Annotated in this window: 11 protein-coding genes; 8 read left to right on the top strand and 3 right to left on the bottom strand. The window is 44.6% G+C overall.

Annotation, left to right across the window (positions count from 1 at the left end):
- Positions 1 to 315: 315 nt before the first annotated feature.
- From RT143_RS02575 to ubiA, 3 genes are all read left to right on the top strand, one after another.
- The gene (locus RT143_RS02575; protein WP_007115604.1) at positions 316 to 1,131 is read left to right on the top strand and encodes an oxygen-binding di-iron domain-containing protein; all 816 of its coding nucleotides are present in this window, start codon (positions 316 to 318) and stop codon (positions 1,129 to 1,131) included.
- Positions 1,132 to 1,147: 16 nt separating this feature from the next.
- Positions 1,148 to 1,972 carry a methyltransferase domain-containing protein gene (locus RT143_RS02570; protein WP_313090972.1) on the top strand — a complete coding sequence of 275 codons (825 nt, stop codon included), beginning with the start codon at positions 1,148 to 1,150 and terminating at the stop codon, positions 1,970 to 1,972.
- 133 nt (positions 1,973 to 2,105) lie between these two features.
- On the top strand, positions 2,106 to 3,017 hold the full coding sequence (gene ubiA, locus RT143_RS02565; RefSeq protein WP_313090970.1) for a 4-hydroxybenzoate octaprenyltransferase: 912 nt from the start codon (positions 2,106 to 2,108) through the stop codon (positions 3,015 to 3,017).
- 69 nt (positions 3,018 to 3,086) lie between these two features.
- Here the strand turns inward: ubiA and purN are convergent, their stop codons facing one another.
- Positions 3,087 to 3,779, bottom strand: coding sequence for a phosphoribosylglycinamide formyltransferase (purN, locus tag RT143_RS02560; protein WP_313090968.1), 693 nt, complete (start codon positions 3,777 to 3,779; stop codon positions 3,087 to 3,089).
- 143 nt (positions 3,780 to 3,922) lie between these two features.
- The gene (gene purM / locus RT143_RS02555) at positions 3,923 to 4,969 is read right to left on the bottom strand and encodes a phosphoribosylformylglycinamidine cyclo-ligase (RefSeq protein ID WP_313090967.1); all 1,047 of its coding nucleotides are present in this window, start codon (positions 4,967 to 4,969) and stop codon (positions 3,923 to 3,925) included.
- Positions 4,970 to 5,283: 314 nt separating this feature from the next.
- Between purM and RT143_RS02550 the strand changes: the two genes are divergently transcribed.
- Positions 5,284 to 6,510: an AI-2E family transporter gene (locus tag RT143_RS02550; protein ID WP_313090965.1), complete on the top strand. Its 1,227-nt coding sequence runs from the start codon at positions 5,284 to 5,286 to the stop codon at positions 6,508 to 6,510.
- Positions 6,511 to 6,799: 289 nt separating this feature from the next.
- Entirely contained in the window at positions 6,800 to 7,936 is a 1,137-nt protein-coding gene (gene ttcA / locus RT143_RS02545; protein ID WP_409519682.1) for a tRNA 2-thiocytidine(32) synthetase TtcA, read from the top strand.
- Positions 7,937 to 8,179: 243 nt separating this feature from the next.
- On the opposite strand, the gene RT143_RS02540 is transcribed toward ttcA, so the two are convergent.
- A complete protein-coding gene (locus tag RT143_RS02540; RefSeq protein ID WP_313090963.1) occupies positions 8,180 to 8,830 on the bottom strand; it encodes a DUF2799 domain-containing protein in 651 nt (216 codons plus the stop codon).
- A 240-nt stretch (positions 8,831 to 9,070) separates the two neighbouring features.
- Here RT143_RS02540 and RT143_RS02535 point away from each other — a divergent pair, with 240 nt between their 5' ends.
- The 3 genes from RT143_RS02535 to topA form a co-directional block, all read left to right on the top strand.
- Positions 9,071 to 9,826 (top strand): ParA family protein, encoded by a 756-nt coding sequence (locus RT143_RS02535; RefSeq protein ID WP_313090962.1) that lies wholly within the window; start codon positions 9,071 to 9,073, stop codon positions 9,824 to 9,826.
- A gap of 8 nt (positions 9,827 to 9,834) precedes the next feature.
- Positions 9,835 to 10,335: a hypothetical protein gene (locus RT143_RS02530; RefSeq protein WP_313090961.1), complete on the top strand. Its 501-nt coding sequence runs from the start codon at positions 9,835 to 9,837 to the stop codon at positions 10,333 to 10,335.
- 47 nt (positions 10,336 to 10,382) lie between these two features.
- The coding region (gene topA, locus RT143_RS02525; protein WP_313090960.1) for a type I DNA topoisomerase at positions 10,383 to 12,709 on the top strand (2,327 nt) is incomplete at its 3' end.

Here is a 12,709-nt window from a genome sequence, read left to right as displayed (position 1 = left end):
ATGCGCTTAAAGCACACAAATTTTGCCTAAAAAATTGCTTGGTATGATACCACTAAAAACAAATTTGAGCACAATTTAGTTAACAGGGATTTGGGTAAAAATGCCCTCAACCCCGTCAATAAAGTGCTATAATCCTCACTATTTCTAAGGGTTTAAAGACAGTTTATTGAGCCAAATAACGAACGGTTAACAATGGTTTGCAAAGTCACTCAGAGTTATTCAAAGTCACTTTGCTGGACAATTTTATAGCGTGTGTGATAGCGTTTTTTATCAGTAATTTAAGTTTTATTTATCGGTTAAATGGGTAGATAGGTTATGAGCGGTAAAATAATTTTTGATAATGGCAAGCATCAGTGCATTATGTTTAGTGATTTGGTAAAAGGCGACGGTATTCAGTCCAATCAATTTTTAATTTTGCACTCAGATGAAGAAACTGTCGGCGCTGTTATTGACCCAGGTGGTGATTTGACCTATACGCCGCTAACCCTCGCACTGCTCAAACATACGGATATCAGGCATATCCGCTATGTGATTGGCTCACACCAAGACCCCGATATCATTGCGTCATTGCCGCGTTGGCTATTGCATACCCAAGCCAATATCGTCATCTCAAGATTGTGGGAGCGTTTTTTACCGCATCTTAACTCCGCGTTTACTACTGACCGTCTGCAAGAAGGGTATCTTAAGCGCTTGATTGCGCTGCCAGATGAAGGCGCGGTGTTGCCTTTGGGAAAAACCCAGTTATTTGCTTTGCCTGCGCACTTTCTGCATTCAGAAGGTAATTTTCAGTTTTATGACCCCATCAGCAAAATTTTATTTTCAGGCGATATGGGGGCTTCGTTGCTCGGTGATGCGAATGTGCCAGTGGAAGATTTTGACGCGCATATTCCGACCATGCGAGGGTTTCATCAGCGCTACATGGTCAGTAATAAAGTCACCCGTTTTTGGGCAGATGCGGTTCGGCAGTTAGATGTCGAGATGATTGTGCCGCAGCATGGCAAATCTTTTGTTGGCAAAGCCATGATTAATCGCTTTTTGGATTGGATAGGCAATTTGCCTTGTGGGGTTGATTTGCTCACACAAGACGATTATGACTATGCAGGGCTGATTAATAGTGTTAAAGTTGACTGATTTGTTGTTTTAGTCGATGATGTCCTGTACTGTTACCCCTGTTTTTGAACAATTTGCCAACTCATACGATGCCGCCACGCCGATTCAATCGCAGGTGGCAGAGCACTTGGCGCAGCTCATTGTGCGTTACCATACCGGCGTAACCGATATGTGCGTGGTTGATGTGGGCTGTGGCACAGGAAAATTGACTCAGGCGGTGATGTCAAAGTTTTTACAAAACGCAGCGCTAGCTTCCGCTCAGTTATATGGCGTCGATACTGCTGCCAGTATGCTTGCAATTTGGCAACAGCGAGTCGAGCATCTTTTGTCGACGCCGCTGTCATCTACTCCAGTCTCGTCGCTACCAAATTCCCCAATGACGCTACACAGCCAAGCGCTCTGCGCCAATATGGCAAATATGGCATTGGCAAATCAATCAGCCGATTTGGTGATGAGTAGTTTTGCCCTTCATTGGACGTCGCCAAGCGTTATCGCAGAGCTTGGGCGCATCGTCAAAACCAAAGGTCAGCTGCATTTGGCGATTCCGGTGGCAGGTTCTTTTCATCAAGTCCGTCAGCGCTTTCCCAAGTTGCCTGTTTTTGATTTTTTACCCAGTCAAGCTTGGCTAGCGGCGATAGAGACCTTGCAGCAACAGCGTCAAGGCACGCTAATATATCACACCGAGCAATCGTTTGCTTTTTCTTATGACAATTTAAAAAGTCTGTTAAAAAATCTCAAGCAAATGGGCGGCGCCGTCTCTGGCAAAGACAGCATCGATACGGCGGTATTTAGACGCTATTTGCAAGACCAATCGCCGATTGGGCTGGATTACCAACTGCTGATGATTGGCTTACAGCTGTAAGTTTAAGGTAACAAATTTATCGACGATTTGGCTAACATTTAGCGTTACACTATTGCTTAGCGTGACACCAGTGCCTAGCGCTACGCTAGCGTCAACCTTCTACCTCTTTTTGATTAGTTTAATTAACAACTCTATGACTACACACACTCTGTCTTTTAAAGATAAGCTACAAGCCTATATTCACTTGACCCGCTTTGATAAGCCTGTGGGCATTGAGCTGGTGTTTTGGTCGACTTTATGGGCGGTGTTTTTGGCGGCAAAAGGGTTTGGGCAACTCCCCCCTTGGCATGTGGTGGCAATCTTTGCCACGGGTGCGGTGTTAATGCGAGCAGCAGGCTGTGCCATCAATGACTTTGCTGACAGAAAAGTCGATGGGCATGTGTCGCGAACCAAAGGTAGGCCGCTGGCGGATGGTCGCTTGACGGGTAAAGAAGCGGTTTGGACGTTTTTAATTTTATCTTGGGTGAGTGCAGCGCTATTAATATTTTTGCCTGTGCAGGTTTTTATTTGGTCATTTGGTGCAGTGGCGTTGGCGTTTATCTATCCGTTTATGAAACGTTTTACCCATTTACCGCAAGTATTCTTGGCAGCAGCTTTCGGCTGGGCGATTCCGATGGCGTATGTTGCGGTATCGCAAGTATTAACGGGGCAGACCGAGGTTGATATTTGGTGTTGGCTGCTGTTTTTCGGCTATATGTGCTGGACGGTGGCGTATGATACCCAATATGCAATGGCAGATCGTGAGGATGATTTAAAAATTGGGGTCAAATCCACCGCGATTTTATTTGGTAAACACGATGTATTGATAATTAGTCTACTTCAAGGGGTATTTTTGCTCAGTTTGGCGGGCGTGTTTTGGCATTATTTTGGTGCGCTTTCAGTATTGGCGCTGCTACCTATCGTTGCCATGTTTTACCGACAAAATAAACAATGTCTCACCTATGATCGCACGCTTTGCTTTAACGCATTTTTAGATAACGTGTGGGTAGGGCGCTATGTGTTTTTGCTAATCGTGATATTGAGTGTATCGGCACTTCGAGGGTAAACTGTGATAAACATAAAAAACGCCTAAATTTGATTATAGGCGTTTTTTTTGACTAGAACCATAATTTGACTATAGCCATAATTTGATAGGCAGATTGAGTCCAAGGCGGTTGTTCAGTTGGTTATTTTTCAGTGAAACAATCCGCTCAGCAAATAACCCCACCACCATAGGCAGCAGTTGGTGTTCCATCGCATGAACGCGCTGCTGTAACTGGTCAGCGCTTTCAGCCGCGTTGACGCAGGTCACCGCTTGGGCGATGACTTCCCCTGCATCGAGTTCGCTGGTTACCAGATGGACGCTGCAACCATGATAGCGCTCGCCAGATTGTAGCACGCGGGTATGGGTATCTAAGCCTTTATAATTGGGTAGCAGTGACGGGTGCAGATTTATCATCGGCACGTTTAATCCAGTGCTACTGGTGACACCATCAATAAACAGCGGCGTTAAAATCCGCATAAATCCTGCCAATACCACCAAATCAGGTTGCCACGCGCGCAATTCTTGCAGTGCCTGTTGCTCAAAACCGACACGGGTATATTTTTTGCCATTATCGTCACGCTCAATCACCGCGGTTGCAATATTGGCTTGCTGCTCATTGGCAAGGCGGATGCGCTCAAGCGCGTAGGCATCGGCTTTATTACTAATCACGCCCACGATTTGAATGTTCAATAGTTGCTGTAGCTGCTTATCAATTAATACTTGCAGGTTACTGCCACTGCCAGAGACGAGGACAGCAATTTTTAACGGGGTAGGGTTTGTCATGTTCAACTTCATAAGGATAGCAAAGCAATAGGTTGGAAAAACTAAGGTGCGTAAAAACGCACCTTTTAAATTAACTAAAGGGTAAATTGGCTCAAGGGTAAAATAGCCTAATAGTAAAGTAACCGATTGAGTCGCGGATAAAATTAGCGATAGGTTACCGCATCACCTGTTCTTTCAACGATTTCACCCAATTTCCATGCGGTTTCGCCTTGTTCATTGAGTAAGTCAATGGCTTGGTCTGCTTTATCTGCCGGTACCACGACGACAAAACCCACGCCGCAGTTGAAGGTGCGGTACATTTCCATCTGCTCGATATGACCTTTTTGCTGAAGCCATTGGAACACAGGCGGGAATGTCCAAGAACTCACATCAATTTGCGCCGCCAAATGGTCGGGCAATACGCGTGGTAGGTTCTCCGTCAAGCCGCCACCGGTGATATGTGCCATCGCATGCAAGCTTGCGTTGCCCAAGGTTTTTTGCAGGTGTCCAATGGCTTTGACATAGATTTTTGTCGGTGCCATCAACACGTCTTTTAATGCTTTGCCGTCTAATTGTTCAGTGGCAACATCGGCACCGCTGACTTCAATGACTTTACGCACCAGCGAATAACCATTTGAATGCACGCCGCTAGAGGCGATACCGATTAATACATCACTGTTGGCAACGTTTTTACCCGTGATAACTTCCGACTCTTCGACGACGCCCACACAAAAACCTGCCAAATCATAGTCGTCATCTTGGTACATACCCGGCATTTCAGCCGTCTCGCCACCGATGAGCGCGCAATTTGCCAATTTACAGCCGTCACCGATACCGGTAATAACCGTTGCCGCGGTATCGACGTCCAGTTTTCCTGTGGCGTAATAATCTAAGAAAAATAACGGCTCGGCGCCACAGACTAGCAGGTCATTGACACACATCGCTACCAAGTCTTGACCAATAGTGTCGTGCTGCTGCAGTTGTAAAGCCAGTTTGAGTTTGGTACCGACACCATCAGTCCCTGAGACCAATAAAGGGGATTTATAGCCTTGTGGAATACGGCACAAGGCACCAAATCCACCCAAACCACCGACTACTTCAGAGCGGCTAGTTGCTTTGGCAACTGATTTAATGCGCTGAACTAACGCTTCGCCAGCATCGATATCGACGCCAGCATCTTTATAACTTAACGAAGTGGGTTGTGTAGTCATGGTCTTCCTATCGCCAGAATCATTGGGAAAAGTAATACGCGCATTATACCCAAATTCCCATCAAAAAGAAAAATAATCCATCGCTTTCTAGCTGGCTAATATTGGGCTGTTTATCTTTCCTGACGCCTTCTAGCCCCACAAATGTGATAGGGCTTTATAACATAGCTTTGAATATTTGTATGAGTTGTGCAGTTTGCGCTATCTATTTTTGTCAAATTACCTAAAATTAGTCGAAAATACAACGATGGCAGTGACCGTCTTTTATTTAACTTTACCCTTATATTTTTGGCGTATTTGGCTTTTTTGAGGAACCTATGTACAACCCATTCCCTTATCGATTTACGAAAGATGTGTTTTTCAAACGGGTATTTATATCGCTGTTTTTGGTTGCAATAGGCTATATCATTTATCAATTACAATCGGTGATTTTGCCATTTTTGGTAGCATTTATTTTATCGTATGCGATTAATCCGTTGGTGCAAAAATTACAGGACAAGGCGCATATTCGCCGCTGGGTGGCGATTTTGCTGGTATATTTGTCCACTGCGCTGATGATTGGATTAATACTTTGGTGGCTCATTCCACTGGTGTGGGAGCAGTTACAATCGGCATGGAAGTATGTACCGACGGCAATTGACTATTATAACAATACGCTACGAGGCTGGGTGCGTTCTCACACGCCCATACGCTTGCCTGCCATGCAAGTACGTGATATGTCCAAAGGCTTGGTCGATTTTCTCAAAGAAAACTACAATATCACCGATGCCCGGTCATTTTTTACCAATTTAATGTTATCAGGCATGAATGTAATCAACGTGGCGGGCATTGTGGTGCTGGTGCCGATTTTGATGTTTTATTTTCTATATAATTGGGATGAGCGCTTGGTAAAAATGCGTCATATGATTCCCAACCGTTATATTCCATCGGTCTATCGTATCGCCAAAGAAAGTGATGAAGCATTGATGTCATTTATCAAAGGTCAGTTACTGGTAATGGTGCTGCTCGGTATGGTGTACGCGGTGCAACTGCAACTCATTGGACTTAAAGTCGGTCTTATTATAGGTATGATGGCGGGTATCGCAAGTTTTGTGCCTTATCTTGGCTTTACTCTTGGCTTTATTGCGGCGATTATTGCAGGGCTGTTTCAATTTGGCGTAGACTGGGTACATTTACTACTAATTATCGGTGCCTTTATGGTAGGGCAGGCGGTTGAAGGTTATATTCTGCAACCGTTATTGTTGGGTGATAAAATTGGTTTATCACCATTGTGGGTGATATTTGCGGTCCTTGCAGGGGCGGCACTGGCAGGCATTGCAGGTATGCTGATTGCTTTGCCGCTCGCCGCTGTGCTCAATGTGCTATTCAAACATGCGTATGACAGTTACCGTGAAACTGAGTTTTATAAAGGCGATGCCCAATATGGTTTATTTAAAGAAAAAAATCTGATGGACATCAAGCTTGAGGAGCAGCAAAAACAAATTAAGGAGCAAATAAAAAAAGAAAATACCAGTTGGATGACGCGGATAAAAAATATCTTCTAAAACAGCAAGATGTCATTCAAATGACTACAAGCGCGTAATTTTACCGTATAATAGCCGACTATGTGATAGGCGTTTTCTATCTGATAGGCGGCTATAGATACGCTCAATCAAGCATTTATTGTGGGTGGTATTTTAGTCCGCCTTATGTTAGATGCTTTTTTTATTTGCAATTTTCCCAATAAATGACGCGTCATTGATAGCCGATAGCGTCCTCATAGGTTTATTTATTGGTTTATCATCAGTTAGGTATCTTATGCAATCAAACAATTCTGTAAGCCCAGTAGCAGCCATGTCTGTCGCTAAATTAAATCCCCAATTATCAGCCCAACTATTAGAGAGTGACGTAGACATGCTTGATGATAAGGATTGGGATGATGATGCGTCAGACAGTGACGAGCAGCAAAGCTTGGTCGATGCTAAAGATAACAGCCAAGGCGATGACATCAAATCCGCGCGTTTTCGCAAGCTACAAAAAAAATTACGTAAGCTGGTCTCTTGGGCGATTCGTGACTACAACATGATTGAAGACGGTGATGTGGTCATGGTGTGTATTTCAGGCGGTAAAGACAGTTTTACCTTACTGGATATTTTATTGTTCTTAAAGAAAATAGCACCGATTCAGTTTGATGTGATTGCCGTCAATCTTGACCAAAAGCAACCTGACTATCCTGAAGATGTTTTGCCCAACTATCTGACCAAGCATGGCATTCCGTATTATATTTTAGAAAAAGACACCTATAGCGTGGTCAAGCAAATCGTACCAGAAGGTAAAACTTACTGTTCTGCGTGTTCACGTCTGCGCCGTGGTTCGTTATATGGATTTGCCAAACAAATCGGCGCAACCAAAGTCGCACTGGGTCATCACCGTGATGATATCATGGCGACGTTTTTCTTAAATTTATTTCACGGCGGTAGTCTCAAAGCGATGCCACCAAAACTGCTATCGGATGATGGGCAAAATATTTTGATTCGTCCGCTTGCGTATGTGGAAGAAAAAGACATTATCAAATATGCCAATTACAAGCAGTTTCCGATTATTCCTTGTAACCTGTGCGGCAGCCAAGAAAACCTACAACGGGCAATGATTAATGACATGCTACGCACATGGGATCAACAATACCCAAATCGCTTGGATTCGATATTCGGCGCGATGCAAAATGTCGCACCGTCACAGCTCGCTGACCGTGAGTTGTTTGACTTTGAAAATTTGCAGTTAAAGCGTGATGAGCATATCCGTGTATTTGAAGGGGAAAACATCCAAGCGGGGCAGATTGATGAGCAGCTTCAGCAAAAAGGGATGCCAACCGCACCTGATGTGCAAACCTTTGACCCCACCAAATCTCAAAAAAACAAAGCGCCTCAAAAATCCAACGCCAGCCAAAACGCTGAGAGCCAAAAAATACCGACAATCAATCCTTTGATTTGATAAACAAGCGGGTCAAGCACACGGCTATTTTGGTTGTTGTAATGAGTTAGGCTATTGAGGTGATAAGCGGTTGATTTAATAAGTTACTGGTTTAATAAAAAAGTTCGGTTAAATACACCCGAACTTCTTTTTTAGTTTTAATTTGTAAATTATTGTCATCACGCAGCGAGTTATATTGTTCAATGAGATTGCGCAACAAAATTTCACAACGAGTTGTCATGTTATTTTTTATCTTAGCTGCGATTATTTTTTTGAACCTATGGTCGCATCATTGCTAGGGGTAATAGGGCTAGGCGCTACAGGTTGGCTTGATGTAGGCTGATGGGTATCGCTGTATTTTGGGTAACGGTTGTTAGGTACACTCCGCGGATAATACGGACGTGACCTTCTATCTAAACCGCCCCAACCACCAAAACGACTACCGTAGAAGGGTGAGCCCCAAAATGGGTCGGTGTTGTACCACAGTTGATTTAGCCTTTGCTCACGTTGGTAGTTGAGATAACCTTCGTCATGCGCTTTTAACAAATCAAGCGTCATCGATTGTGGGCATACATCATTGTAGTCATAGCCTTCACGTCCCAACTGGTAAGCGCGTAGCGGTGTGCAATAACGTTTTAATCCTTCTTCACGACCTTGTCGCCACTGTTGCTGATCAGGCACAGTATTGGCTTTAGCGCATTGCTTGATATGCTTTTGAATATAATCTTGACTGCGACCCAGTAAACCATCTTGATAACCAATGGTTTGCCAATTGCTTTGTTGGCATTGAGTGGGTGTTAATCCGCCGCCTAAGGTGGCACAACCTGTCATCGAGGCAGTGACAGCAAACAGTCCAAGCATTTTTTTTGAGGTGGTTGCTGGGTGATAGGTCTCTATAAATGAAAGCATCGTCATGGTGGCACCTTTGAGGTTTACGGTCGCCATTAGTCAGTCAAAAACTGGCTAAACCGATCAAACCGTTAATGAATTGATATTTTTTAATTTAGCAGATTATTTATATAAAAGCATTTATCAATGGTTAAAATTTTGTTAGGCTACTTAATACAACCAAATGAATAGCGTCAAATTAACAGCGTCAAAATTTGGGTTAATGTGGTGATATTGCATTAATTTTTTATCAACAGGGTGAGGGTCATGCAAAAAATTTTAATCGCCAATCAAAAAGGGGGATGTGGTAAAACCTCGATTGCGGTAAGTCTAGCGGCGGCATTGGCAAACCAAGGCAAAACAGTGGCATTGGCAGATGCAGACCCCCAAAAATCAAGCCTACAGTGGCTAAAAATGCGCCCAGCGGACGTACCTGCCGTTATTGGTATTGACTGGCGCGATAGCAATGATATAGGTGATATCCCAAAAACCTTGGGTAAAAACGACTGGCTGATTATTGATGCCCCAGGTGCGTTATCAGGCACTAAAGCCGAGCAGCTGATTGCCGAATGCAAGGCGATTTTAATTCCTGTTTTACCTGCTTTTTTTGATATTGACAGTACCAAACGCTTTTTAAAAAGCCTAGAAGACATCAAACGTATCCGCAAAGGCAAAGTCGATATTTATCTGGTTGCCAATCGCGTGCGTAGTCAATTGATGCAGGACAATGAACCGACTGAAAAACTGATGGCGTATTTTGCTGATATCGGGCAGCAGCCACTGGCTTGGCTATCTGAGCGTAGTATTTATCAAGCCTTGGCAGAGCGCGGCTTGACGATTTTTGATAAAAGCCAAAAACCGTACCGCGACATTCAAGCCCAGTGGCAGCCGATTATGGATATGCTAGCTTCCGAGCCGCAGCCGACTGACAAAGTTGACGCCAAAGCCGAAAACAAAGCTGACACCAAAACTGAAGCAAAAACCTCATCTAAAAAATCCAAAAATAGCAGCTGGTACGAGTAATATAATCAATGGGAATATGGATAGCCATCGCCATCGGGGTGTTTATTGTCGGTAGTATCATGGGGTTAAAACCATCTGCTCGCGAGACCATGCGTGATAATCTGCGTATGGCAGCCAGACGCGTGGGCGTGCAGCCAAAACTGGTCGCATGCCCCGATTGGATTATCGGCGATACAGGCGAACGCGGTAAAGGCATGATGGCGCAATACGGCGTGGTGATTGAGGACGCGAAGATGCGCCCCTGTGATTATCAAGTGATTGAGGGCAAATGGCGACCCTTTACTGGGCATTATCCCGCTAATTTTGCGCTTGATAATCGGGACGTGGATTTACCGGCATCCATCGCAACAACCGTTAAAGGTTTAAGCTGTAAAGCCAATTTTTTGTGTATTTATTGGCAAGAAAATAGCCAACTGGGCATGAAATCAGAACTTGAAACCACCGAAAAAGACCTAATCATGTTAAAAAGTAAATTGCATGATTATGCCAAATTGGTGCAGAATAACTAACTTTTCGTATTTTAACTTACCCTTTTTAATGATTTTGTGAACCCAACATGAGTAAAACACCGACAGCGAGAAAATCAACCAAAACCACGGATACGGCTGATACAAAAGCAGACACCAAAGCTGCCGCGCCCAAATCAACAGCCACATCAAAAGCATCAAAAACAACGCCTAAAACGTCGGGGCAAGGCAAAGCCTTGGTGATTGTGGAATCCCCTGCCAAAGCCAAAACCATCAATAAGTATCTGGGAAATGATTTTATCGTTCGCTCTAGTGTGGGGCATGTGCGTGATTTACCTGTGTCGGGTTCTGGCGCAGCGAAAACCGATGATAAGTCGGATACCAAACTCACTAAAGAGCAAAAAGCGCAGCAAGCCTTGGTACGGCGTATGGGGATTGACCCCGAGCACGACTGGGTGGCACATTATGAAATTCTACCCAGCAAAGTTAAAGTGATTAAAGAATTAAAATCCCTTGCCAAAGACGCCAAAGAAATTTATCTTGCAACCGACTTGGATAGAGAAGGGGAAGCGATTGCCTGGCATCTTAAAGAAGTCATCGGTGGCAGTGATGACAAATACAGCCGTGTGGTATTTAACGAAATCACCAAAAACGCGATTCAAAATGCTTTTAAAAGCCCCACCAAGCTAAACTATGACCGTGTCAACGCGCAGCAAGCCAGACGATTTTTAGACCGTGTTGTTGGTTTCATGGTATCGCCATTGCTATGGCAAAAAGTAGCGCGGGGATTGTCGGCAGGGCGAGTACAATCTGTTGCCACGCGTCTAGTGGTGGAACGTGAACGTGAAATTCGCGCTTTTACCCCAGTGGAATATTGGGAAATCCACAGCAATACCCACAGTCAGCAAGCCAAACAAGAGACCATTCGCCTAGAAGCGGTAAAAAAAGCGGGCAAACCCCTGTCGCTAGAAAACGAAGCGCAGACCCATGCCGTTGTTGCATTGCTTGAGAAATCCGATTTTATCGTGGCGGATCGGGAAGAAAAACCCACCCAGTCAAAACCCGCTGCACCCTTTATCACCTCGACACTGCAACAAGCTGCAAGTACTCGCCTTGGTTTCCCTGTCAAAAAAACCATGATGCTGGCTCAGCGCCTGTATGAAGCAGGTCATATCACCTATATGCGTACTGACAGTACTTTTTTGTCAGCGGATGCACTTACCAGTGTGCGCGGTTTTATTGACAAGCAATACGGCGCAAAATATGTCCCAAAATCGCCCAATGTGTATGGCAACAAGCAAAACGCCCAAGAAGCGCACGAAGCGATTCGCCCCTCAGACGTTTTGGTGCAATCTGCCTCGCTAAAAGACATGGAGCGAGATGCCCAGCGCTTATATGAGCTGATTTGGCGCCAGTTTGTGGCGTGTCAGATGCCACCTGCGCAGTACCAATCCATGACGTTGATTGTCAACGCTGGTGAGATTGAGCTGAGAGCCAAAGGTCGCGTGATGACCTTTGATGGGTATACCAAAGTACAGCCCCCTGCCAAAAATGAAGACAATCTATTACCTGATGTAAAAATCGGGGAAAAATTGGTGGTCGATAGTATCGAGCCTACCCAACATTTTACCAAGCCACCGGCCCGCTATACTGAAGCGAGCTTAGTCAAAGAATTGGAAAAACGTGGGATTGGTCGTCCGTCCACGTATGCCGCTATCATCTCAACCATTCAAGAACGTGGTTATGTCAAGGTAGAAAACAAACGTTTATTCGCCGAAAAAATGGGTGATATCGTCACCGACAGATTGGTCAACAGCTTTCCACATTTGATGGATTATACTTTTACCGCAGGGCTTGAAGAAAACCTAGATGAAGTCGCTGAAGGTCAGCAAAACTGGAAAAAAGTGCTGGATGATTTTTATGGCGATTTTAAAGGCAAATTAGAGCGTGCCAAAGACGAAGACGGCATGAAGCCTAATGACCCAACCGATGTCCCAGATATTCATTGTGACTTATGTCAGCGCCCAATGCAGATCCGTACCGGTTCAACAGGGGTGTTTTTGGGTTGTACCGGCTATAATTTACCACCCAAAGAGCGTTGTAAAGGCACCAAAAATTTGATGCCTGTGGAAGCCTTTCATAGCCAAACCAGTAAAGAGAGCCAAAATCTCGGTGAGGACGACGCGGACAACAACGACGAGATACAAGCGCTACTTGAGAAAAAACGCTGCCCGAAATGCCATACCGCGATGGATGGGTATATCGTCGATGGCGGGTTAAAACTCCATGTCTGTGGTAACAATCCTGACTGTGATGGCTATCTATTAGAAAAAGGCGTCTTTGAAACCGCAGGCAATGACGATGTGCCTACCATACCTTGTGATAAATGCGATGGGCAAATGGTGCTCAAAACTGG

The sequence above is a fragment of the Moraxella sp. CTOTU48268 genome, from assembly GCF_032069585.1.
In the GTDB taxonomy this organism is placed as follows: Bacteria; Pseudomonadota; Gammaproteobacteria; order Pseudomonadales; family Moraxellaceae; genus Faucicola; species Faucicola cinerea.
Note: the sequence above shows the minus strand (reverse complement) of the source record. Positions and strands in the feature narration are given on the sequence as shown.